The sequence below is a fragment of the Paenibacillus sp. WG02 genome (genome assembly GCF_055396115.1).
The window spans coordinates 7,887,159-7,911,564 of sequence record NZ_AP036016.1 but is presented as its reverse complement, the minus strand read 5'-3'; the positions used below and the strand labels follow the sequence as shown (position 1 = coordinate 7,911,564).

The 24,406-nt window shown below is 45.5% G+C and carries 23 protein-coding genes; 16 read left to right on the top strand and 7 right to left on the bottom strand.

Annotation, left to right across the window (positions count from 1 at the left end):
* Nucleotide 1: 1 nt before the first annotated feature.
* Entirely contained in the window at nucleotides 2-697 is a 696-nt protein-coding gene (locus ACBP55_RS35650) for a Crp/Fnr family transcriptional regulator (RefSeq protein ID WP_464648371.1), read from the bottom strand.
* A gap of 293 nt (nucleotides 698-990) precedes the next feature.
* Here ACBP55_RS35650 and ACBP55_RS35645 point away from each other — a divergent pair, with 293 nt between their 5' ends.
* The 10 genes from ACBP55_RS35645 (at nucleotide 991) to ACBP55_RS35600 (ending at nucleotide 12,188) form a co-directional block, all read left to right on the top strand.
* Nucleotides 991-1,455, top strand: a complete 465-nt coding sequence (locus tag ACBP55_RS35645; protein ID WP_464648370.1) for a GAF domain-containing protein — start codon at nucleotides 991-993, stop codon at nucleotides 1,453-1,455.
* A gap of 90 nt (nucleotides 1,456-1,545) precedes the next feature.
* Nucleotides 1,546-2,199, top strand: coding sequence for a response regulator transcription factor (locus ACBP55_RS35640; RefSeq protein WP_029195708.1), 654 nt, complete (start codon nucleotides 1,546-1,548; stop codon nucleotides 2,197-2,199).
* Nucleotides 2,192-3,298, top strand: a complete 1,107-nt coding sequence (locus ACBP55_RS35635) for a PAS domain-containing sensor histidine kinase (RefSeq protein WP_464648369.1) — start codon at nucleotides 2,192-2,194, stop codon at nucleotides 3,296-3,298. The genes ACBP55_RS35640 and ACBP55_RS35635 overlap by 8 nt, the downstream gene beginning before the upstream one ends.
* A 362-nt stretch (nucleotides 3,299-3,660) precedes the next feature.
* Entirely contained in the window at nucleotides 3,661-5,880 is a 2,220-nt protein-coding gene (locus tag ACBP55_RS35630; RefSeq protein WP_464648368.1) for a helix-turn-helix domain-containing protein, read from the top strand.
* Between the two features lie 311 nt (nucleotides 5,881-6,191).
* A complete protein-coding gene (locus ACBP55_RS35625) occupies nucleotides 6,192-6,479 on the top strand; it encodes a hypothetical protein (RefSeq protein ID WP_464648367.1) in 288 nt (95 codons plus the stop codon).
* Nucleotides 6,480-6,729: 250 nt separating this feature from the next.
* Complete coding sequence (locus tag ACBP55_RS35620) at nucleotides 6,730-8,268, top strand: extracellular solute-binding protein (protein ID WP_464648366.1); 1,539 nt, start codon at nucleotides 6,730-6,732, stop codon at nucleotides 8,266-8,268.
* A 77-nt stretch (nucleotides 8,269-8,345) separates the two neighbouring features.
* Nucleotides 8,346-9,254 carry an ABC transporter permease gene (locus ACBP55_RS35615; RefSeq protein WP_464648365.1) on the top strand — a complete coding sequence of 303 codons (909 nt, stop codon included), beginning with the start codon at nucleotides 8,346-8,348 and terminating at the stop codon, nucleotides 9,252-9,254.
* Between the two features lie 12 nt (nucleotides 9,255-9,266).
* Nucleotides 9,267-10,133 (top strand): carbohydrate ABC transporter permease, encoded by an 867-nt coding sequence (locus tag ACBP55_RS35610; protein ID WP_464648364.1) that lies wholly within the window; start codon nucleotides 9,267-9,269, stop codon nucleotides 10,131-10,133.
* A gap of 57 nt (nucleotides 10,134-10,190) precedes the next feature.
* Entirely contained in the window at nucleotides 10,191-11,090 is a 900-nt protein-coding gene (locus ACBP55_RS35605) for a DMT family transporter (protein ID WP_464648363.1), read from the top strand.
* A 66-nt stretch (nucleotides 11,091-11,156) separates the two neighbouring features.
* Nucleotides 11,157-12,188 (top strand): dienelactone hydrolase family protein, encoded by a 1,032-nt coding sequence (locus ACBP55_RS35600; RefSeq protein ID WP_464648362.1) that lies wholly within the window; start codon nucleotides 11,157-11,159, stop codon nucleotides 12,186-12,188.
* Nucleotides 12,189-12,234: 46 nt separating this feature from the next.
* Here ACBP55_RS35600 and ACBP55_RS35595 read toward each other — a convergent pair whose 3' ends face one another.
* The 4 genes from ACBP55_RS35595 to ACBP55_RS35580 form a co-directional block, all read right to left on the bottom strand.
* Nucleotides 12,235-13,056: an AraC family transcriptional regulator gene (locus ACBP55_RS35595; RefSeq protein ID WP_464648361.1), complete on the bottom strand. Its 822-nt coding sequence runs from the start codon at nucleotides 13,054-13,056 to the stop codon at nucleotides 12,235-12,237.
* Nucleotides 13,057-13,211: 155 nt separating this feature from the next.
* A complete protein-coding gene (locus ACBP55_RS35590) occupies nucleotides 13,212-14,294 on the bottom strand; it encodes a Gfo/Idh/MocA family protein (protein WP_464648360.1) in 1,083 nt (360 codons plus the stop codon).
* A 1-nt stretch (nucleotide 14,295) separates the two neighbouring features.
* Entirely contained in the window at nucleotides 14,296-15,057 is a 762-nt protein-coding gene (locus ACBP55_RS35585) for a sugar phosphate isomerase/epimerase family protein (RefSeq protein WP_464653547.1), read from the bottom strand.
* A 563-nt stretch (nucleotides 15,058-15,620) separates the two neighbouring features.
* Entirely contained in the window at nucleotides 15,621-16,517 is an 897-nt protein-coding gene (locus tag ACBP55_RS35580) for a helix-turn-helix transcriptional regulator (RefSeq protein ID WP_464648359.1), read from the bottom strand.
* 173 nt (nucleotides 16,518-16,690) lie between these two features.
* Here ACBP55_RS35580 and ACBP55_RS35575 point away from each other — a divergent pair, with 173 nt between their 5' ends.
* From ACBP55_RS35575 to ACBP55_RS35565, 3 genes are read left to right on the top strand one after another with little or no spacing between them, the layout of a single operon-like run.
* Entirely contained in the window at nucleotides 16,691-17,536 is an 846-nt protein-coding gene (locus ACBP55_RS35575; RefSeq protein WP_464648358.1) for a sugar phosphate isomerase/epimerase family protein, read from the top strand.
* Between the two features lie 11 nt (nucleotides 17,537-17,547).
* Nucleotides 17,548-18,549 (top strand): hydroxyacid dehydrogenase, encoded by a 1,002-nt coding sequence (locus tag ACBP55_RS35570; protein WP_464648357.1) that lies wholly within the window; start codon nucleotides 17,548-17,550, stop codon nucleotides 18,547-18,549.
* A gap of 59 nt (nucleotides 18,550-18,608) precedes the next feature.
* Nucleotides 18,609-19,556 carry an acetylxylan esterase gene (locus ACBP55_RS35565; RefSeq protein WP_464648356.1) on the top strand — a complete coding sequence of 316 codons (948 nt, stop codon included), beginning with the start codon at nucleotides 18,609-18,611 and terminating at the stop codon, nucleotides 19,554-19,556.
* A 52-nt stretch (nucleotides 19,557-19,608) separates the two neighbouring features.
* Here ACBP55_RS35565 and ACBP55_RS35560 read toward each other — a convergent pair whose 3' ends face one another.
* Nucleotides 19,609-19,905, bottom strand: a complete 297-nt coding sequence (locus tag ACBP55_RS35560; RefSeq protein WP_464648355.1) for a hypothetical protein — start codon at nucleotides 19,903-19,905, stop codon at nucleotides 19,609-19,611.
* Between the two features lie 72 nt (nucleotides 19,906-19,977).
* Between ACBP55_RS35560 and ACBP55_RS35555 the strand changes: the two genes are divergently transcribed.
* The 3 genes from ACBP55_RS35555 (at nucleotide 19,978) to ACBP55_RS35545 (ending at nucleotide 23,228) form a co-directional block, all read left to right on the top strand.
* Nucleotides 19,978-20,175: a hypothetical protein gene (locus tag ACBP55_RS35555; RefSeq protein WP_464648354.1), complete on the top strand. Its 198-nt coding sequence runs from the start codon at nucleotides 19,978-19,980 to the stop codon at nucleotides 20,173-20,175.
* A gap of 95 nt (nucleotides 20,176-20,270) precedes the next feature.
* The gene (locus tag ACBP55_RS35550; protein WP_464648353.1) at nucleotides 20,271-21,971 is read left to right on the top strand and encodes a ribonuclease J; all 1,701 of its coding nucleotides are present in this window, start codon (nucleotides 20,271-20,273) and stop codon (nucleotides 21,969-21,971) included.
* A gap of 75 nt (nucleotides 21,972-22,046) precedes the next feature.
* Nucleotides 22,047-23,228, top strand: coding sequence for a cation:proton antiporter (locus ACBP55_RS35545; RefSeq protein WP_268616166.1), 1,182 nt, complete (start codon nucleotides 22,047-22,049; stop codon nucleotides 23,226-23,228).
* Between the two features lie 131 nt (nucleotides 23,229-23,359).
* On the opposite strand, the gene ACBP55_RS35540 is transcribed toward ACBP55_RS35545, so the two are convergent.
* Nucleotides 23,360-24,352, bottom strand: a complete 993-nt coding sequence (locus ACBP55_RS35540; RefSeq protein ID WP_464648352.1) for a zinc-binding dehydrogenase — start codon at nucleotides 24,350-24,352, stop codon at nucleotides 23,360-23,362.
* Between the last annotated feature and the right edge of the window lie 54 nt (nucleotides 24,353-24,406).

Below are 24,406 nucleotides of genomic sequence, written 5' to 3'. Positions count from 1 at the left end.
GCTACATGCGGCAAATCTCTTTCGGACAGTTTTCGCAGTGGCATACATCGCGGAGATAGGTTAAATCCTTAATCACGATATGGCCATTTTGAATCTCAAGCGCATCTTCCTTCTTCATATCACTCAACATCCGATTGACACTTTCCCGTGTAGCTCCTATCATATCGGCCATTTCTGTATGATTGATCTTGTAATTGATCAGCGTATGTTCACCGTTTGGAACGCCATACGAATTACTAAGTCTGATAAGTAACGAACAGAGTGCGCCTGGTTTTCCGTACATCATCAAATCACGGAACTTCGTTTCGGTCATGCGGTGCATAAGCCCCATCCATTTCATAAACTCGATGGCCAAATCCCCATGCTGCCAAAGTAAGACTTCGAGGTCTTTTCGTTGAATGACCCCGATCTCACAATCTTCTGTTACTTCTGCACTATAGCTTTGTACAGAGTTCTGAAAGGGATCGATCTGACCGAACAAATCACCAGTCTGATGCAGAGATAGGATAAAGCTTTTACCCGTTTCCGACAGCTTGGTGATACGCACTCCGCCTTTCATTACGTAGTACAATTTATCCGCGACATCACCTTCCCAGAACAGATAATCACCTTTCTCCGCATGTTTCACATACATAATGCTTTGTAATTTATGGAAATTTTCTTCGGAAAAAAAGGCGAAAATACCTTTAACAGCCATCTGTACCAACTCCTCAACGTTTCTTTGTTATCTCTATCTTAACGGGTTCAGATGGTTTTGTTTATCGGGAGTTCTGCTGATCTTTTGGGGGAAAACTCCCTATATGGTGTGAGATAAATCACAAGTTAATCCCTTACTTTCCTGATGACTCCTGAGGTAATTTGCAGGTGAATTCGCGCAATGTCCTGATTGCGAAATCAGGGTTTTCCCTGACATACAAGATGAGTGGAAACGTCTACAATGTTAATTAAAATAAATCGGCTCTGGTGCGTAAGGAAATGGAGGTGGCCTATATGGCTCATGGGGATGCAAACATCATAGAAGAGCTGGAGCGTTTGCGAAGCCTAACGTCAAGCGATTTTATCGCACTGGCGCCATTGCATGACAAAGCCGAGCGCATTCGTTGGAAGTATGCTTCAGGCAGCAGGAATGAGCGCTATCAGCAAATGGTGATTAAATCAGGCCAAGGATTAGCGGGTTCCGTCCTGCGCCTAGGCAGATGGGTGAAGCTCGATGACTCGCATCCTGACTCCGATCAAGTGCGACGAAGTTGTCCTGTCCTACTTGCCGAGCAATTGCAGACAGCAGCTGTATTTCCAATTTTAACGGATTCCGATAATCTCTTGATAAAAGGCTTGCTGTTCATTGGCAAAAGAACACAGCCCAGATATACGGAGGCCGAGCTCCTTGTCGTTCAGGAAGGTCTTCCTACGCTGGCTTGGTATCTGAAGGAGAATACAGGGGAAATAGCAAAATGAGTTCCATTATTGGAATTCATTTTATTTGTTATTAGTAATACAATAGGAGTAATGATAGGGTAGTTCTAGCCGATTTATTGGAGGATGGGTATGCCGAAAATTCTGGTAGTTGATGATCATGCCGTAGTCAGGTCGGGATTAATGAGCCTGCTGAATGGTAAGCACAGCATGGAAGTTATCGGAGAGGCTGCCGATGGACAAGAAGGTATTCAAGCAGCCCAATTGCTGAAGCCGGATGTCGTATTAATGGATTTGAACATGCCCCATGGCATGGATGGACTTACAGCAACAACAGAATTGAAGCGTCTGATGCCGGATTTGGCGGTGCTGGTTCTGACCATGCATGACGATGACGAATACCTGTTTAGGGCGATTCACGCCGGCGCCTCAGGGTATATATTGAAAAGCGCTCCGCATGAGGAGCTGTTGACAGCTATCCGCTCCGTTGCATCAGGAAACGCCTATTTGTATCCTACAGCAACCAAAAGGCTGATGAGTGAATATATAGAACGCTTGAAGCATGGAGAAAATATAGGTCCTTACGAATCCCTTTCGGAACGTGAGAAGGAAGTTCTGTCTCTGATTGCCAAAGGATTTTCCAATAAAGAGATTGCCGAACAGTTGATTATTAGCGTAAAAACGGTTGAATCGCATAAAAGCAACGTAATGGAGAAGCTAGGGCTCAAAACGAGACCAGAGTTGGTCAAGTTTGCGGTGAAGAAAGGATTGTTGAATTTTGAGTAAGGATGAAAACAGGGAGTATCCGGAAGTGATTGGTGAAAATGTAACCGAGCTTATAGCCCACATGGATGAGTATATTACTGACTCTTTGTTTCAAGCTGATTTGAAACAGTCTCTCAAGCAGTTGTCCAATGTAAAGTTCGCTCTAGATGAATCTTCCATTGTTGCCGTGACGGATCATAAAGGGAGAATTCAATACGTCAACGATAAGTTTTGCGAAATCTCCCAATATACACGTGCTGAGCTTCTCGGGCAAGACCACCGGATTATTAACTCGGGCTATCATCGGAAGGACTTCATGACCCTCTTGTGGCAAACGATCTCCTCTGGCAAGGTGTGGCGCGGAGAGATCAAAAATAAAGCAAAAAGTGGCGGATTCTACTGGGTAGATACGACGATTGTGCCATTCGTAGATGAGCAAGGACAACCCTACCAGTATCTTGCGATTCGTAACGAAGTGACGCAATTAAAGCGTGTCGAAGAGGAACTGCAGCTTATGATGTCGCAGGTGATGCAAATTCAGGAGGAAGAACGAAGAAAATTTTCTCGTGAGCTGCATGACGGTATCGGACAGAGTCTGTTTTCCCTGTTGATTCAGATGGATAGAGTGATCGGGGAAAGTGAAAAGTCTGAAATATCCGGGCTTCGGCATGTGGTTTCCGGAATCATTGAAGAAGTTCGTAATTTGGCGTGGGAAATCCGTCCGTCTGTTCTGGATGATTTGGGTGTAGTGCCGGCCATTCGAACCTATATAGAAAATTACACGGGGCATTACGGTATACGGGTCTTATTGGATAGCAATTTGCGTAAGCGATTGGGAGCGTTGGAGGAAACGACCATATACCGCGTTATACAGGAGGCTCTTACCAACGTGGCCAAATATGCCGATGTATCAGAAGCTAACGTGTTCGTTCATGATAAAGAATCGTTTGTTGAAGTACGCATCGAAGATCGGGGAAAAGGTTTTGTTCGCAGTGGTGGCTCCAAAGGAGTGGGGCTGTTCAGTATGGAGGAAAGAGCCAAGAGCATTGGCGGTCAAATCACTATTCATTCTGAAATGGAAAAAGGGACGACAATCACCTTGATTGTTCCGAAAAGGTGAATCATACATCCCTGCGGAGTGCTGAGCTCATTAACTATGCTGGAGCCACATCTAGCGAGAAGATGATTGTAAATGTAACGAAGTAGGTTATTGAAGAGGCTCACCCAACTCATCTAAGAGATGAGTTGGGTGAGCCTCTTGTGCGCTTGGGCAGAGCAATTGACTAAGGCGTGTGATTCACTGGATAGCTCCCACAGCAGCAGTGGAAAAGCTCTGCGAATCTCTAGCAAAAGAACTATGATTAATTTCATTTGTACATTTTGTTTAATGCTTTACAAAAGTGACGTCGTTTGTTTTAATTGGAACTAATAGGAAGCAGTGAGTAGATTACACGAACGGATCGATAGTAAAGGAGGGATCTTATGAGTAAATTTCTACCTATACTTGTCTATATCCGAAACCGATCTAACTCTTTATTCCTGCGGCTTGTCGCAGGATTTTTGTGTATCATACTGATACTTGTCTCCCTCACGATCTATTCCATTTCTGTCTCTAAGCTGAACGTCCGGAAGGAAATTGTTCAATACAACACCCTCATGCTCAATAGTACGATGGAGAGTTACGAGAAGCATATTGAAATGGTCAATAAACAAATGCACTTGTATCTCTACAGCGAAGAAGTCCAACGTTTTCAATATACTCCCCAATATATTAATTATCCCATTCTGCAAAGGGAGATCAATTCATGGGTGTCCAATTCCTATTTATTCATCGAAAATATCGTCTTGTATACAAAGCACGATGAACTTATTCTGGAGAAAGGCACGAGTACCGACGCGCAAACGATGTTCAATGTCTTCCAAGTCAGCAAGGAATATCCGCTGAATTTCTGGCGGCAGCAATTCGACGAAAACTACAGCAGCCGAATTTTACCTTCTGCCGGTTTCTACAATGAGAGCTTTGGACACAGGGAATCAAATGGCGAGTTGATCCCGATTATATATAAAGCCAAGGGGAACAGCGGTTTGATGATCGTTGTTTTTCTCAATGCGGATAAAATGTTCAAGGCATTTCGCGTAGCTCCGAGCGATGACTTTATTATGTATAATGATCAAGGGCAAACCATGTTTAATCGTGGGGAGCAGGAATCATTTATAAGTTTAAGTGATTTGCAGAAGAATGATAACAAAGAACTAATTGTAAACGGCAAATATTATTTCCATGCAACTGGCAAAGTGAGCGGATTTACCTACGTTCACCGTGTTCCGGTAGAAAAAATTGCTTCGCAAACGCGTCTGAATCTTTCACTTGTCGCCATATTAGTGCTCTCGATCACGTTGAGCGTTATCGCTGCGTTCCTCATCGCCGCACGCATTAACAATCCGTTACAAAAGGTGATTAGATCAACTCAAAAAGGCAGACCATTCCGGTCGAATATAAGAGAGTTCGATATCATTAGCTCTCAACTTTACGATAAGCAAAAAACAGATCAACAGCTAGCGCTGTTCAACCATCTGAAAGCGATTCGACATAACGAAGCAGCTGCGGTCATACTTGATTTTACAGAGAAAAATTTTGTTTTTGTTCTTTCTCATGTGGTGGGCAAGAAGAATTATGCTTGGGAGCATGTGTCCTTCCAGAAATGGCTGTATTACATCAAAGTGTTTATTGAAAATGAGATGAACCAGGTATTTCCAGATTCAATGACTTTCCAAATCGAACAAAATCAGATTCTGAGTCTTGTGTTCATTGAGCAAATGGGTGATCTGGAGGATTTGCTTGAAAGGATGAAAGCAACTTTTGGACAAGATAGCGATTACGGAAACATAACCATGGCCGTTACCTCGCTTTTCAGTCATTCGAAGCATATTGCAGATGCCTATCAGGAGGCTCAAGGAGTGCTTGGCAAGCGCAAGCTGATTGACGAAGTACAAATTGTTACAGCAGGGCATGTGTCACGGCAACTTAGCGGATTTACAACCAATCAGGAAAAAGAATTCAGTGTGAATCTGCGAGAAGGCAACGTCGAGCAATTGGAAGCGTTTATGGCGCGGTTTTATGCAAAATGGGATAGAAATGAGCTAACGGCTGAATCGTTAACTGGCTTTGCCGAAATGCTGCTGAGTAAAGTTAAAAATGAAGTCTCCTTCATATTGGATGGGGTCGAGGACGACGGAATGCAAGCCGCGTTGCAACTTATAAACGAAAAGATTCAGCAGTGTGTCACCATCCTCGAAGTGGAGAAGCTGCTGCAGGAAGGGGTGACGTTTGCCGCCAAAGCAGTCAGGGAGAGGAAACAACGAGCCGAGCAGAAAGATCCGGTCACCTGCTTCGTTATGGATTACGTAAACGAGCATTACGCCGAAGACTTGTATTTGGATGTACTGGCACAAAAGCTGAATTTGAGCGGCGGCTATTTATCCTCGTATTTTAAAGAAAAAACCGGCATGAATATCGTGGACTATATCAATGAAATCAGGATTAACAAGGCTACGGATCTTCTGGAAAAAAATCGGTTGAAAATTCACGATGTTGCAGAAGCGGTCGGTTATCGAAATAATACTTCGTTTAATCGGATGTTCAAAAAATATACCGGCGTCACGCCAACTGAATTCCGCAAAAACTCAAATATCCCTTCCTAGAGAAAGCTTTGCACCCGCAGAGCTTTCTTCTTTTTTTAAACATTTTCATGAAACGTGATATTATCTTCCGTTTTCCGAAGAAAGTTGAAGGCGCATTGGCTTTCGTTAATTTACGGACAGGTGGGACTTTTTTATGATGGTGACAGCACAGGAAGTGCTAGCTCCTGCTGTTTCACTACATTTTTTGCAGAATCTTAAAAGGATAGATGGGGGGGAGAGCAACGTACCAAAGCAGATTCAAGTTGGGAATCTAATCCTGGAAGAGGTGTAAGTTATTGGTCTGTGTTGTGGTAAAAAGAAGAATTTCATTAATGCTAGTTATGCTCCTATTCGTTAGTTTGATTACAAGCGCTTTCGTGAATCAGACTGCCTTCGGAGCAGAGCCGTCCAACCAAGAGATGCTAACGAACGGCGGATTTGAGGACATTCAGAATGGGTTCCCAGTGGGCTGGCAGCCCACCGTGCCCGCGCAAGCATCGCATATTACCTCGGTTACTTCTACGGTGTATGAAGGAACCAAGAGCTTGAAGCTTGATGATGATGGCGTCGGCGGAAAGCCGGGAAGTCGGCGTGAAAACAGCGAGCATCCCGATTCGTAGTTAGTTTCGTCTCCAAGTTTGGCAAGGAGGATGTGTTGAGAAGCCCTCATTGCCCTAATAACATGACGTCCTAGGCAGATCCACTGCCTGTTTGATAGGAAACGTTTTTCAGGAAGTTAAACTTTTTTTCATGTAACCGAATAAAGTTGATGTTTTCATGGCATTCATTTATTTACCTAGCAGCTGCCTTTACTTATGATGATGGAGTCAAACATATAAATTGAATTGGCATACAGAAAGGGGTTACCAAATGAAACATGTAAAGAAAAGCAGTTTTGCCATCACCATGATCTTATCTTCCATTCTGATTGTCACGGGGTGCAGCAGCAATACCGATACGAAATCGGTAACAAAAGACAATCAACCAAGTACGGCTTCACCTTCTTCCCCATCAGCCAAGCTACCGGAACCGGCTACGATCCGTGTATTTACGGAAAATTCGACGTCATGGCCGCCCAAACCGGATTGGGGCGTATGGAAGTGGGTGAAGGAAGAGACGAATATTACCGTAAAGCAGGAATTGGCGTCAGGTCCTGAGTCGCTGTCGCTTTCCGTTTCATCGGGAGACATGCCGGATGTATTATCCGTCTTCCCGGGAGAAGTTCAGAAGTTTGGACCGCAGGGGGCGTTCTTGGATTTATCTAAGCATCTGGATAAAATGCCTAATGTGAAAGCCTACCTAAAGGCGAACCCGGAAATCCGCGAGCGGATTACGATGCCGAACGGAGAAATTTACAGCATCATTAACGACGGAGCGGGTGCGGGCAGCCAAATGGTGTGGTTTTACCGCGAAGATATTTTCAAAAAACACAATCTGCAGGTACCGAAGACGTGGGATGAGCTTTACGAAACATCGAAGAAACTGAAAGGGCTGTATCCAGATAGCTATCCGTTCGTCTTCCGCCATGGCGTTGGCACGTTGGACACGTTCGGTCCATCCTTCGGATTCTACCCCGGCTTATATCAGGATCCAAAAACAGGGAAAATGGACTACGGCGTGAAACAGCCTGCAGCCAAAACAATGATTGAGAATTTAAATAAATTCAATAAAGAAAAGTTAATCCCGCCTGACTGGCTCACGATGGACTATAAAGCATGGACACAATTCATGACAACGAATAAATCATTCATCACCGTTCAATTTATCGGACAGATTGAAATTATGAACAACCAGCTGAAAGAAGGTAATCTGAAGTTTATGGCACCACCCATTGGTGTCGGTACGCAGCCGTATCTCCCAAGAGGCGGCACCGAGGAATATGGATTTGCGGTTGCCTCCAAGACCCAGAAACTTGATGCTGCCCTTCGTTATCTGGATTACATCTATTCAGAGAAAGGCAAGGAAATCCAAAGCTGGGGCAAGGAAGGCGAAACCTATACCACCCAAGGGGGTAAACGGAAGTTCAAGGATCTGTACAAAGAAGCCAACGATTTACGCCGGGAATCAGGTATTCAAACAGCGGGCACGTATGGATGGTTTGACTTTAATGCATGGCTGTCCCTTGTCAAAGAAAGTGAGCAATTCTCCTATCAGGAAGCTCCTAAATATCGATTCCCTACGTACAACAGGCTGCCTGTTCTGACACAGGAAGAAGCGGCTTCGGTCGCTGTTTCTAATGATCAATTGTACAAATTTTACACAACGTCTATAAGTAAATTTATTTTGGGTGATACGCCGATGACCGAGTGGGATAAATTCACCCAAGATCTGGACAAATACGACTTGAAGAAACTTCTCACTACGTATCAGACCGCATTGGACCGACAAAAAGCGAATGCAAGTAAATAATGAATGAAGGAAACCTGCTGGGCAATGCGTCGCATGTAACGTATTGCCCAGCAGAATCTTAAGGAGGAGACGAGGCTTTGAATCAAACAATCATCAAGAGATTCATGCGGGACCGTATTTACTTTCTGCTGCTCGCTCCGGCATTGCTCTACTATATTTTGTTTAGATATGTGCCGATGTTTGGAATCATCGTGTCCTTCAAGGACTATAATTTGTTCAAAGGCGTGTGGGCAAGCGAATGGGTGGGGCTTAAGTATTACCGGATGTTTCTCGCCAATCCTGACGCAAATGTAATCATTAAAAACACAGTTCTACTAGGGATCTACAGGTTGCTATTCGGGTTCCCGGCGCCGATTATTCTGGCCGTGCTGTTCAATGAAATGCGCTTTAAAAAATATAAACGATTCGTGCAATCGGTTAGCTACATGCCGTATTTTTTGTCGACCGTTGTCGTTTCCAGCATCATGATCATGCTGCTGTCACCGAGCACCGGTTGGATTAATGGCTTCATCCAATCACTTGGATTTGAGCCTATCAACTTTCTCCAGAAACCTGAATGGTTTCGGACCATCTACGTCAGCTCGGATATATGGCAATCGGCTGGGTTTGGTACCATCATTTATTTGGCTGCCTTGGCCTCAGTTGATCCTCATTTGTATGAAGCAGCCGAAATCGACGGAGCAGGTAGATGGAATAAAATGGTGCATGTAACGCTGCCCTCTCTTGTGCCGGCGATGGTTATTATCTTCATCCTGCAGATTGGGTCAGTCCTCGAACTAGCCTTCGACAAAGCGTTCCTGCTGGGCAATCCGGCTACCTTCGAAACGTCGGATATCATCTCGACTTATGTATACCGGATGGGCATCATTCAAGGGAGCTTTAGTTATGCTACCGCCATCCATTTGGCAATGGGCGTCGTCGCATTTCTATTCGTCTATTCGACGAACCGGATCGCCCGAAGAGTAGGGGAAACCAGCTTATGGTAAGGAGGAAGAGAATTGTATAGGCGTATAGGCGTGTTCGATATTGTTAACGTTCTGCTGCTGGGGATCGTCGCGTTTACAGCGCTGTTTCCCTTCATCCATATGGCGTCAGTGGCGATAAGTTCGCCGGAGCACGTGGTCAGAAATGAAGTCGGTCTTTGGCCGAAAGGGTTTCAAATAGACACAATCAAAGCGGTGATAAGCGATAACCGCTTGTGGGTCGGCTATAAAAACACGCTAATCTATGTGGTGTTGGGAACGGCCATATCGCTGCTGATGACAGTGACAGGCGCCTATTCCTTGTCGCGAAAATCGCTTTTGTTTGGAAAACCAATTATGCTGCTCATTGTGTTCACGATCATGTTTAACGGAGGATTGATACCTTTCTATCTCGTTGCCCGTGAATACGGTTTAATGAATACGATCTGGGCAATGGTGCTTCCCAATGCAATCAATACGTATAACTTGATCATTATGCGTACTTTTTTTCAAGGACTCCCGAAAGAAATTGAGGAGTCCGGCAGAATTGACGGATTATCGGACTTTGGTATATTGTCACATATCGTCATCCCTTTATCGAAACCGGTATTAATGACGATCGGGCTGTTCTATGCGGTTGAAATCTGGAATTCTTTTACCACTGCGCTTATTTTTCTAAGAGATGCAAGTATGCATCCTCTCCAGCTTATCATTCGGAATATGGTTATCGTCGGTCAAGTCGGTGATATCGTGGAGTCTTCAACTGCAAGCGGCCATAAGGTTGTACTAGAATCGCTGAGATATGCTGTCATTCTTATAGGAGCTCTGCCGATTATCATCGTGTATCCGTTCATTCAGAAATACTTTGAGAAGGGCGCATTAATCGGGTCCGTAAAGGGGTAATTTGGATGAAAGAACAGAGGTTAGCGTGATTTGCTTATCTAGCTAGGAGTTGCTGCAGTGGCATATTTCTCATTAATTTTAGCGGTAGTCATATGGGGTTTGTCTTATATATTCATGAAGGATGGGACGGCTCAGTATCCGAAGGATTTGTTTCAATTATGGCGATATGTGCTTGTTAGCGCGATCTACGTCATTATTTTCTACAAATCGATCAGGAGTATCAATGCGAAATTGTGGGTAACTGGCTTGTTCAAACTGGGGCTGGCTAACTTCGTACTCAGCTTTTTTTCCATATATGCGGTACAATATACGACTCCGACGAGGATCGTCATGATCAATAGCCTGATCGTTGGCGTTGTTCCCTTATTGCAATATATTCACTATAAGACACAGATTAGTCTGAACGAGAAAATGGCAATAGGTATATCCTTGCTAGCGATCACTTTTTTGCTTGAGCCATATAAGATGACTTTTCAGATCGGAGACGTGCTAGGCCTAGTTGGTATGCTTGGGTATGCCTATACAATTGTAATCATGAGTCGGTTATTGCAAAAGGAACAGACTTCGGTCATTCAGGTTTCCTTTCTTACCGTAGCGGGTTCGGCATTCTATTTTGGTTTGGTAGCCTTGTATTACGGACTGTTCCATTTCGAATGGCTCGCTGCGCAAATAATACCTACAGATGTCCATACAATTGCAGCCATTGCGTATATGATCGTCATCGTGTCCATATTTTCCAACCTGTTGCAATCGTTTGGTCAGAGAAAAGTGTCATCGGTCGTCGTAGCGATTGTGTTTTGTCTGGAGCCTGTTATTACAGCTGTTTTTGATTATGTACTGCTGGGCAATGTCCCTTCAACAGGCATCATCATTTGCGGAGTTCTGCTGGTTCTGGCGACCATTACGGCTTCGATGAAAAAGGTGCGAGCGGAGACGTCAGTGGATTCAGGCTGGTAGACTTTAGCTTTGGAACTGTAAAAAAGATCGCTCTTTCACTTTATGAATCATAAAGGGGATACAATCATGGCGTATGTATTATCGCAATTGAACCAAACGGGTGTACCGCCACTTTTGCAAGGGATTGAGAGTTATGAACAATGGACGGAGAAACTGTCTGATATTCGCAGGACCTGGCTTGATTATATTGGCGAACTGCCTGCAAGGGTACCTATCCGGCTACAAGTTAACTCTCAAAGCAAAGAATCGAGCCATACTCGGTTACATGTCGAATACGATACCGTTTATGGTGATACCATAACTGCCTACATATTAGTTCCAAATGAAGAATCCCATCGTCCAGGAAAATTAGGTTACCCTGCTGTTATTGCGCTGCATCCAACGCAAGAACTGGGGAAAGACAATATTGCTCTGTCCACAGGGAGCAAAAATCGCATGTATGCACTTGAACTCGTTGAGCGCGGTTATGTGGTGCTTGTCCCTGATGCGCTGACTGCTGGTGAACGGATTTATCCGGGCAAAGCGGCATTTGATAGCGAACCTTTTTATGAACAGCATCCAGGATGGTCAACAGTAGCCAAGAATTTAACAGACCACATGCAGAGCATTGATGTTTTATGCTCATTGGATGTTGTGAATCCACTTGCAATCGGAGCGATCGGACATTCTTTTGGCGCTTACAACGCTTATTTTCTGGCAGGTATGGATGATCGGATTAAGGCTGTTGTATCCAGCTGCGGCTTTAGCCCCTTTACTGGGGATTCGTACCCAGAGCATTGGACCTATCGGAATTACCCCTACACGCACATTCCCAAAATTTTAGCAGATTTACAACAGGATCAGGTCCCCTTTGATTTTCATGAAATTGTGGCTTTAATCGCTCCTACACCTTTTTTCAGCTACGCAGGTCAGGATGATCATATTTTTCCTCATTGGAAATCTGTTGGGGAAGGGATGTTGGAGCTTTCAAGGCTGTACCGATGGTTAGGTAAAGAAGATAATTTCAAGTCGTTAATCGGTGCAGGAGGGCATGATTTTCCTGAGGAAATACGCATGCTGTCTTATTTATTTTTAGATCAATGGTTGAAGAAGGGCTAAGAGCTACAGTTTCGTTGTGCAACCGACTAGGTGGAGAGTGATCTTTCTATTGTTCCATTCGAAGCTTCGAGCGTTTCTGTTGTTCTTCTCTATATTGACGGGGGGATAACCCAAAATGCATGCGAAATTGTCGATGGAAGTACGTATAGTTATTAAAACCGCTTGATTTAGCGACAGAGTCAAGTGACATTGCGCTGAAACGAATGCGTTCACATGCGACGGCAAGGCGGACTTCAATGGCATAACTCATGATGGATTGACCGAAATTGGTTTTAAACAAGTTCACAGCTCTGGAGATACTAATTCCCGCATGTTTGGCAATTTGCTCCAAGGTGAGAGCTCCTGTCGCATGCTGATCGATGAATTTTTTAATTCGATAGGCAATGTAGGATGGACTTAACGTTTTTCCCATACCGGCAATTTCATGCAGGCGCTGTAAGGTCAAGCAAAAGACGCGCAGCTTATAATCTGTCAGCTCTTCGATGGTGTCATTCATCCGCAATGTTTCCTTCGCCAACTGATTCCACAATTTCAGAAGATCGTCGTCGAGAGGGATGTTTGTCTTTTGCGGAGGCGAGAAATTGTCCCACCACTGGTCAATCCATGTTCCATTGCAAATCACATAGTAATCGATGCTGTTGTCTTTCAAGATGAGCTCGTACTTTTCACCTGGACGAAACATAAGTAGGTCTCCAGGATCAATCACGACAAATTCGTTATCAACGAGCGCTTCACAGCTACCACTTGTCTGCAGCCGGATGATGTATGTGTTTAATAACTCACACGGATTTCGAAAACGCTTCTTATGGTGCGCCATGCCTACATACAGCGTTTCAGCTTGCAATTCATCCTCGCGTCCATGCAGCACACCGGCTTCCTCCTTTGACTCGAGCAAATCGTTCATGTTTTGGTTCTATTAGGTAATTATACAAACTTTCTAGGCAATTGTACGCAAATATTTCCATACACAAACGTGACCGCCCTTGAACAGGGCGGTTGTTGTATATTCTAGTTTTATTTAGGTTACTCGAAATAAATCGCTTTCCCTGTCCTCGAAGACTCATATATAGCTTCTAATATTTGTGTGACAACAAACGCTTGCTCCGGTTTTACCAACGGCTCGGTATTATGAAGGATACATTCGAGCCACAGCCGCGCTTCCATGTCGCTTGCACTCTCTGCGCTGCCTTCAAAAAAAGCAACTCCGCCTGCACTCAAATCGATGGTTGTCGCATTCATTCTGCCCAGCTTTTCGCTGTTAATGCGGAGTCCGTCACGCATGTCCGCTCCGCCTTCCGTACCGCAAAGCGTCGTTTTTGCCTCTACTGTATCCAGTGTGTTAAGTGCCCAACTGGCTTCGAGTATAACGGTCGCACCGTTCTGCATCGTTATGAAGCCGAAAGCGGAATCCTCCACCGTAAATTTTTTCGGGTCCCACGGTCCCCATATATTTGCTGCGTTTTCTTTGCGGCTAAGCTTGTGATAAGCCCTGCCCAAAACACATTTTGGTGCGTAATTGTTCATCATCCGAAGTGTTAAATCCAACGCATGGCTGCCGATATCAATGAGCGGGCCACCACCCTGCTTCTCTTGATCTAGAAAGACACCCCAGGTTGGAACAGCGCGTCTACGTATCGCATGAGCTTTGGCAAAATAGATGTCGCCGAGCTCGCCGTTATCGCAAATTTGTTGCAAATAACGGCTGTCTGGCCGGAAATTATTCTGATAGCCAATCGAGAGCTTCTTGCCGGTACGTTTGGCGGCGTCCACCATGGCTTGTGCTTCTGCGGCAGTTTTAGCCATCGGTTTCTCACACATGACATGCTTGCCTGACTCCATGGCCGCAATAGAGATCTCCGCATGTGAATCGTTAGGCGTACATACATAGATGACATCGATGGAGGCATCCTTAAGAACCTCTTTATAATCTGAAAATGCTCTTGCGTCAATCGAACCGTATGCTGCCGCTGCTTTTTCTGCTTTTTCGACAATAATATCGCAGAAGGCGACCATTTCTAGTTCCTTCAGCTTGGACAGTGAAGGGAAATATTTCTCGAACGCAATGCCTCCACAACCAATAATTGCACCTTTGAGTTTTTTCGTCATCTTAATCGACCTCCGTAAACCTATAATTTTGGCGCAGCCAATCCATACTTATCTTTACACTTTCTAACGCAGGTAGGTCACAATCGTCTTGTTCGACGATGAGCCATTCAGTTCCCGCTGACTCTGCTGCTGCGATAATCGCCGGTAAATTCATTTCGCCGCGCCCCAGTTCCAACGTTTGATAAGTGCCATCGGCGAACTTGCGAATATCCTTCAAATGAATTAAAGGTACGCGTCCGGCATATTTTTCGAGGTAAGCAATAGGGTCGCAGCCAGCTTTATGTACCCAACAAACATCGAGCTCACTTTTCATATCGTTTGGGGATGTACATCCAAAAAATGCATCAAACCAAATCTGATCCCCATAAGCTTCGGTAAATTCAACGTAGTGATTATGAAAGCCAAATGCGATGCCTTTGCTCGCGAATTGCTTGCTGCACTCGACAAAAAAAGCAACAGTTTCAGGAAGCGCCTGCCGTTGTTCTTGATTGATTCCTGGACAGACGACATAACGGCTGCCAATGGCAACATTCATGGCAATTTCTTCTTCCAAATGGTTCCGCAGTCGTTCCATGTTTACATGGCTGCCGATGGCTTTTAGTGACAAGTCTCTAAGCAGCGTCTTTAACTGCTCTGGGCTAAAATCGTAATAACCTGCAAACTCCACACCCTCATAACCAAACTCGGCCACCTTTTGCAAAGCCGTTGCGGCGTCATGCGCCATTTCATCACGAAGTGTGTATAATTGCAGGCCAATTCCCATTTTCCTCACGAAAGGTTACCTCCCATTTCAGACAAATTGTTCATTTCTGATTCATTATAAGATGAACGATCTCGCCATGAAATGAAGGATGTCATTGAAACATGAACAATATGATTAAGTTTTTCAGTAAATAAATTCCCTTAGGGGCTCAGAAAACAAAAAAAATGAGGGGGCAAGGTTATTCTTGCCTTCTCATTTTTTTGTTTTCTGTCGATTTGCAAAGGAAAGCCACCCGACCTCTAGCTAGCGGAACGTCGATGTCTTATTTCGGGAAATCTGTGCATGAAATTGAATGAGAGGAACGTGAATGCTCTATTTGATCAATAGGAACGTTCCGGAGGCGAAAAACCGCGAATAACGCATCGACGTTCCTCTTCCTCGTGATTTCGGGGGTTTTTATCCAAATAGCACATCGACGTTCCCTCTCAGCAAATTCTGGTTACCATAGTATAGTAAAGTAAAGGGTCAAGAGGCATAACTTCCAAAAATGGCTTTTGGGACAGCCCCATCCGTGCGCCTTACCAAGCTGTCACAACATATCTAAGTTCTACCCTCTAAGGCTATTAAGTTTGATGCCTACGATAGTCGCCTGGCGTTACGCCTGCGTGCTTCTTGAACGTTCTATTGAAGTGACTTATATGATTATAGCCCACACGGGTTGCAATCTCGGTCACATTGAGGTCCGTTCCCCCCAGAAGCTCCATGGATGCCTGAATACGAATGGCTGATAAGAGCTCGATATACGATTTGCCCCGCACCAGTTTCAGCATATTGCTGAAATATGATGGAGCCATCAATGCTTTTGCAGAAACCTCTTCCAAATGGAGATCTTCATTGTAATGCGTTTCCATATATCCAATAGCCTCATAGAAGGCTTCTCGGTGATGTGCCACCCTGTTGCGCTCGTGTTGACTTTGCGTTTGTGAATAGCGTTTATACTGCCTGCCGGTAATGACGAGAAGCCTCAGGAGCTCGGCCTTGATCGCTAACCGGTAGCCTTCTTCTTGTTCCTCCCATTCGGTGAGAATGACGTTCAGCAGGTTCTCGACAACGGTTTGTGTAGGGGGAGGGAACGACATTTTGGGCAAAAGATCGGCTTCGGAAATGAGGGGTCTGATATAGGCGAAATCGACGAACGTCTGCATTTGCGCCAGATCCTGAAAGCTTTCATTAATCGCATGGGGCATGAAATCGACCTGTATCATCTCAAAATCCATCGAATCACGGGGTTCCAAGCGATGCTCTTGAAAGGGCGGGATCGAGAAGAGATCACCTTTGGTCAACACATATTGCCTGCCTGCTGCCCAATGAAGACAACTGCCGGACATCATGTAGCACAGCTGCAGGTGCTCGTGAGCGTGTTGAAATCGATTCATATTCTGTGGTGTTCGAATTTCGATTTTAAAAGGAAACTGCTCGTCGAGTAACCCTTTGTAGACATAGATCGGATAATCAGACATACTTGACCTCCACTAAATTCATCCGTAACTCATTAGCTAAAGATAATGGTACACAGATTCGAGGAATTGTGCAAAAGAAACATGGAAAAGGGAAAGCGTTAGCTGAACTTCGCTGTAATAATAGAAGGAAGTTAAGTTACCCACTAGATTTGGGAGGAAATGGGTATAGCCGTATGAAGCATCTGGCATTTAGCACGCTCCCCTGCGAGGGCTGGTCTTTGGCGGAAATGATTACGTTTGCCAAGGCATGCGGTTTTAGCGGAATGGAGCTGAGGGAAGGGCCCACATGGGGCATAACCACCGAAATGGCGCAGGATGAGCGGAAAGTGGCGATTCGGAAATTCGAGGAAGCGGGCATCCGAATCACCAATATTGGTTCAAGTGTATGTTTTACAGGCCAAAGAGGGGATACCGAGCAATTCGATAATTTTAAAAAGGTTGTTTCGCTCGCTCGTGATTTGAAGGCTGGCGGAGTGCGGATTTTCCTTGGCTACTTCAATAACCGCAGAGACAATCCGGTTCCTGCTATTCCATATCCTGAAATCATAGCCCAGATTAAGCAAGCTTGCGATTATGCGGCCTCTTACGGTGTGCAGGTATGGATCGAGACACATAATGAATTCGCCACTGGCCGTTCGCTTCGCAAGCTGCTGGATGATGTAGACAGAGCGAATTGCGCGGTTATCTATGATATTATCCATCCGCTGGAAGAAGGAGAGACGCCAGTGGAGACCATTGCGTTACTTGGCTCGCAGTGCGTTCATGTACATGTCAAAGACGGCGTCCCTTTTGAAGATCCGCTGGAGTCGAGCTGGATGTACACCAAGGTCGGCGAGGGGCAGGTGCCGATTGCTTCCATTGTGGATCAGCTTGAGCAAATGGGATACAACGGCTTTTACTCCTTGGAGTGGGAAACCAAATGGCGCAAGGAGCTGCAAGTTCCCGGTATGGAGCCAGCAACTATTTTTCCTGCGTATGTTGAATTTATGCGTGAATTATTTCAAAGCCTAATGAAATGAGGGTTAAGCCTATGAAAACATTAATTACGATCGCTGACGCTGGATTACGTGAATTGTTTTGGCAGGAGCACACTCTGAATAAGCTTTCGAGCTTTTCGGAGGTTGATTTTATTCCCTTGAATGAGAAATTTACAAGCGAGGACCTATCGGAACGAATTGGTTCATATGATGCCTGTATCACTTCATGGGGCTCGCCTCGCTTTACCCCGGAAGTGCTCGCACGCGCGGAGAGATTGAAGTTTATCGGCCATGGAGCAGGGAGTGTAGCATCAATCGTCAAAGAGGATGTGTTCGATACTTCGATTGCCGTAACATCGGCCAATAGAGTGCTCGCCCTCTCGACTGCAGAGTGTGCAATTTCACTGATGTTTGCCGGGGCGTGGGACTTAGCTGGGTACAGCGCTCGGCTTAAAGAGGGGCAGTGGAGCAATAACAACCGCGATACGATTCTTGGCGTGACGCGAAGAGTGATCGGCCTAGTCGGCTACGGGGAAATCTCCAAGCAGGTGATCCGGATGCTCCAGCCTTTTAACACGAGAATCTTGCTGCACTCTAGTTATTGTACAAAGGAGGAAGCGGCTGCGCAGGGCGTCGAGCTCTGTGGTTTGAATGAACTGTTCGAGCTCAGCGACATTGTCTCGTTGCACAATACGTGGACGCCTCGTACGCAAGGGATGATCGGCGCGGAACAGATAAGACTGCTGCGCGACGGGGCGCTCTTCATTAATACGGCTCGCGGGCCTATTGTGAAAGAAGAGGCGCTCTTGGAAGAACTGAGCAAAGGCAGGATACATGCAGCCCTTGATGTTTACGACATGGAGCCCATGCCAGCCGATCATATGCTGCAGGCGATGCCGAACGTGTTATGCTTGCCGCACATTGGCGGGTTCCATGGAATATTGAAGCGCGAGCTCTGTGATTTCATCGTCGATGAGCTGCACCGATTCGTGAAAGGTGAGGATTTGCTCGGCAAAGTTACGTTGGATCAGTACCGCAGATTGACGCCGTGGTAGAGGTATCTCGTAGAAAAATTGTATAATCAAATGGACAATTTCAAACGAGGAGTGTAGCGATGAACGCAATAGAAACACGGATTCATTCGTTGAAACAGTATGTGCCAGAGTTAACGGCACCAACCGATCTGGAAGATTTTTGGGATCGTGTCTCCCGGGAAGCAGCAGAATCCGTGAGATATTCGATTGAGCCGGTCGCCTCCCCGTTCCTACAGGCGGAAGTTTACAAAGTTGTATTGGAGGGGGCGGCCAATACGCTGGTTCACGCTTGGTATATGCTGCCTTCCGTCCAGCTGCATCATCCACTTCCCTGTATCGTAACCTTTCACGGTTATTCCGGTTCCAAAGGTCAGCCGGAGGATCACGCTGCTTGGCTGCTTATGGGGTATGCTGTTCTCGCCATCGACGTTCGGGGGCAAGGGGGGGAGACTGGCAACGGGCTGCCGCAAGCATACGGCATGACCAAAGGATGGGTGACACAGGGGATTCTCGATCCGGAGAGTTCCTATTACCGGGCAGTAGCTATTGATGGCTTGCGTGCTGTACGGTGCGCGATGGCAATGCCGGAGATAGACTCCGAGAGGGTGTTTGTTTTTGGCGGCAGCCAGGGAGGCGGTCTGGCACTGCTTGTATCCGCCTTGGAGCCTAAGCTACGGGCTGTAATCGCTCATGTACCGAATATGTGCCACATGGATCTGGGGATACTGCAATCGGTCAGTTCACTCACCGAAGCTGCGGAATTCGTAACTCGCTTCCCGGACCGCCTTGACGAGGTGCTGCGGACGCTTAGTTATTTCGACATCATGAATTTGGCCCATCGCATTACGCTGCCCGTGCATGTGACGGTAGGACTGAAGGACACGACCTGCTTACCCGATGCGATCTTCGCCGCCTATAATCGGATCGCATCAGTTAACAAAACGATCGAGGTTCACCCGTTCATGGGGCATGCGCTGCCCCCGGGATTTCACGCTGCGGGACATGCCTTTTTCTCACAGTGGCTGTAAGAGCTGGACAAGGGGGAGCAGCAGCCTAGTAGTGATCTTTAGCTAACCATTACTAGGCTGTAGGCTCGTTTTTCATAAAGCTTTTAGCTAAATTCTCGACATTTAAATCTCTTGTATTGCTTTCATTGTCTCTTAAAATCTGAATCCAATACTGCTCCCCCGGTTTATATGCTCTGAAAATAGCCTGTTCTTTATTTTCAATACGAACATCGTGACCGCAGTCTATTAAACATTGTTGAAAATCAGATAAGGTAGGTTTTTGATTTTCTTCTAAGAATATAAGCCCTCTTAAAAGTTGGATGCTATCCTTGTGGATAACTTTAAAGTGAATAATGTGTTCTTTTTTCATAGATAAGCACTTCCTCTACAACAATTCTCAGCTATTATAGACATATGGTAGCTTTTTTTGTTGTTGGGAGCAGTGATTTTTGTTATAGCTTTTCATATGAAATGGTGTTGGATTTATTTAGAATCGTTCATTAAGTCTCTGCCAACAGAGCGCGCGTTCGACAATCTCATCTGGGGCATGGTCGGAATCCCCATATTGACCATCGTCTTCGTTTTTATTTATCGGGGCTATGCCAGAAAGCGAACGAATGCCGTTGCTACCATGGCCTAATAAATTGTAATAAAGAGGATCCACATGGGATCCTCTTTTTGTTCGTTTGACGGAGAAATTTTGGTGTATAGGTTATCCCTAATCTGGAAAAATTAATGCGGATATGTAAATTTGGGGGGGCTTTTCAGGTGAGCAAGACAGACAATCAGTTATCTGTTTTCTCTTTAGGCGGGATCAACGAAATTGGTAAAAATATGTATGTGGTGCAATACGCAGATGATATTATTGTCATTGATTGCGGCTCGAAGTTTCCGGATGAAAGCTTGCTCGGAATTGACTTAATCGTTCCGGATATTACCTATTTGCTCGAAAATAGCGATAAAGTCCGCGCACTGATTATTACGCATGGACATGAAGATCATATCGGGGGCATTCCATATATAAGAAGACAATTGAACATGCCGATTTATGCAACTCGGCTTACGCTAGGGCTAATTGAAGGCAAGTTGAGAGAGTCTGGACTGCTTGCAGATACCCAATTTATTGAGATTGACTCCGATTCGAGCATTGAGCTTGGACAAATCACGTCTACTTTTTTCAAAACAAACCATAGTATCCCTGATTGCTTAGGGGTTGTTTTTCATACACCAGAAGGAACGGTCGTACATACGGGAGATTTCAAATTTGATTTAACACCAGTTGGCAATCAATACCCTGATATTCATAAAATGGCGGAGATTGGGAAAAACGGTATTCTACTTCTTTTATCAGAAAGCACGAATGCCGAGCGCCCTGGCTACACACCTTCAGAAAGTCTTGTAGGCAAGCATATTGAGGATGCCTTCCATAAAGCGAAGCAAAAAGTGTTTATAGCCACATTTGCCTCTAATGTTCATAGGCTTCAGCAAGTCGTAGATGCTGCTCAGGCAACGAATCGGAAATTAGCCTTACTAGGACGCAGTATGGTCAATGTTGTGAGAATTGCTTCCGAGCTCGGCTATCTAACGGTCCCTGATGGGATGCTGGTGGAAGCGGGAGAAGTCAATCGGATGGCTTCCGATCAGATCGCGATCTTATGCACCGGTAGTCAGGGAGAGCCGATGGCTGCCTTATCGCGATTGTCCCGTTCGAATTATCGTCAGGTAGAAATCATGCGTGGAGACACCGTTATTCTGTCCTCATCCCCGATCCCGGGAAATGAACGCAATGTATCGCGGACTGTCGATAATTTATTTAGCCTAGGGGCTGAAGTGATTTATGGTTCGAGCTCAGCTACTGGGATGCACGTATCCGGGCACGGGAGCCAAGAAGAACTGAAGTTAATGCTCACGCTGATGAAGCCGAAGTATTTTATTCCGATTCATGGTGAGTTTAGAATGCTTCATCAGCACCGTATTTTGGCGGAAGGCGTTGGCGTGGACCCGGCTAACATCTACATTTTGAATAATGGCGATGTCGTGGATATTAAGAATGAAGTGGCAACTCAGAGCCGCAAAGTGTACGCGGGGAATACCTTAGTCGATGGATTAGGGGATGTTGGCAATATTGTTCTGCGTGACCGTAAACAACTGGCCGAGGATGGTATCTTGATCGTGGTCCTCCTGCTTAGCAAAAGTGACGGTAAAATTTTGTCAGGTCCGGATATCATCTCCCGCGGGTTTGTCTATGTTCGAGAGTCGGAAGACCTGATGGATCAAGCGAATATGCTAGCAACAGAAACGATAAACAGGCTTCAAAGAGAAAACGTGAATCAATGGAATGTGCTTAAAACGAATGTAAAAGAAGCGCTAGGAAAACTCTTTTATGAAAAAACGGGCAGGAGACCCGTTATTCTCACCATACTCACGGAAATCTAGCACAAAGTAAGCACCAAACAGCGGATCCCTTCGGTTTGAGGTCGATTCCGCTTTTTGCTTTAGAGGGGGACTCAAATGATCCATTATTGGCTTGTACTACTCACTATTGCCGTCGCAGTCGCCTACATCGCGGACAAGATGAAACAACCGTATCCAACTTTGCTGGTTATTGCCGGGCTATTGTTGGGGGTCATACCGATTCATGCTTTGGATGAAATCAAAACATATGTCGCATCGGATCATGTCTTTCAAACAGCAGTCATTCTGATCTTTCTGTCAGCTTTAATAGGGGATGCGGCCCTTAAGCTGCATGTTCAAGAATTAAAAGCGAATAAACGACCGATTCTCTTACTCTCATTGTTAGGAACTTTCATTACCTTTGTGCTAATCGCAGGACTTTGTAACGCTTTGTTAGGCCTTTCTTTGCAAAAGTCCTTGGTGTTCGGTGCTCTAATGGCCGCGACAGACCCAGTATCGGTGCTAAGTATTTTTAAAGCCATGGGATTAAATGAAAAGTTGTCCACGATTGTTGAAGGCGAAAGTTTGGCCAATGATGGTGTAGCCGTTGTTTTATTCAAGATTGCAGCAGTTACAACGGTTCTCAGTGCTTCGGGGATCATGGAAGGTGCTGTGGAATTCGTGAAAGTTGTCCTCGGCGGCATCATTATCGGTATGGTCGGAGGATTCATTGCCTCCAAAATTACTTCGAAAATCGATAATTATTTGGTTGAAATAGGACTTTCCATCGTTCTTTTCTATGGTGTTTTTGAAATGGCAGAGATGTTTCACCTCTCTGGGGTGATTTCCGTCGTATTCGCGGGTCTAATATTGGGGACATATGGGAAAAAGATTGGGATGTCCGACCTTACACTCGATAAGATGGACTCCTTCTGGGAAGTGATTGCTTTTATAGCCAATGCGTTAATTTTCCTTATGGTAGGGCTAGAAATTTCAAATATAAATTTTACGGATAAATGGTTGGAGATTGGCGGGAGCATTCTGATTGTTGTAGCTGCCAGGTTCATTGCTGTCTACGTTAGTCTGCTTATGGATCGTTCTATCCCTAGTTCGTGGAAGCCTATTATCGCTTGGGGCGGTTTGAAGGGTTCCTTATCCATTGCATTGATCCTGAGTTTGTCTCCGTCCTTTGAAGGCCGTGACTTATTGCTAGCCATGACCTTCAGCAATGTGGTCTTTTCTCTTTTGATTCAGGGCACTACGGTTAGCAAATTGGTGTCTAAATTGAAAGTTAGCTAGCGCTGCCCTCTTTTGCTAGAAGCACGAGCTGCAGCAACGCCAAGGAGAGGGAAGCCACGCTGGAGGTATTGTTGCCGGAGAAATAAGCGCATGCCGCCTAAATGGCGCATGCGCTTATTATTTGTCAATATCTAGATAGGCAGCAGAAGCACTTTGCCCGAAGTCATATTGGCCGTATACTGCTGGATGGCATCAACGGTTTGACTCATCGGGAAGTTTTGGCTAATCTCGGTTTGGATATGTGATCCGATTGATTTTTTCATCGAGCTCTGCAGGGCGAGAAGTTCAAAAATCGATTGTGTTTTCACCCAATCGGATGCCCAGAATCCGGCGATACGTTTCCGGCGAAAAACAAGATCATCCGCGTTGATTGTTGTCGTTTTTCCGCCTAGAAGGCCGTATTGGAAAATGGTAGCGCCATCAGGGAGAGCCGATAGCACGGGGCCCGTTAAGTCGCCTCCTACGGCATCAAAGCACACGGTAGCTCCAAGCTCATGCGTCTTGCGCTTTAAGTCCTCCGCGAAGGTAGCTGAGCTGCTGTTGACGATATGCTGTCCGCCAATTTCTCTCAGCAGCAGTTCTTGTTCTTCCTTGCGAACAACACTAATCACAGGAATACCATGCTCTTGGCCGAGCTTCACAAGAATTCTGCCAAGGGCGCTCGCACCGGCTGTTTGAACGATGGCTTTGGATTTATGCTGCTTGGCTATCTTCACCATGGCCATGGCACTTGCCGGATTGACGAAGAAGACAGCACCCTGTTCATCGGACACATGATCTGGCAGCACCATGCAGGTCATTGCACTCGCTTTCGTATAGGGCGCCCAGGAGCCGTAAACTTCGGATACGAAGGCGACACGCTTCCCTTTTAACATACGTGCGACAAGGCTGTTGCCTGTAGCGACAACCGTTCCGCATCCTTCCATGCCGCCAACCGAAGGCAGCTCTCGTTGCATGCCATACTGTCCGTGCAGAAATAATAAGTCGGCGGGATTAATGGAGGCGGCATGTACTTTAATCAGCACCTCACCGCTGTTTATGTCAGGAATGGCAGTCTCGCCAAATTCAATCCCTGAGATCCCTCCATACTCCTTGATCATAACGGCATTCATTATCTTCGTCATGCGAGTAAACCCACCTTATCTATTTGCGTATAATGTTCTCTAATGATTATATAT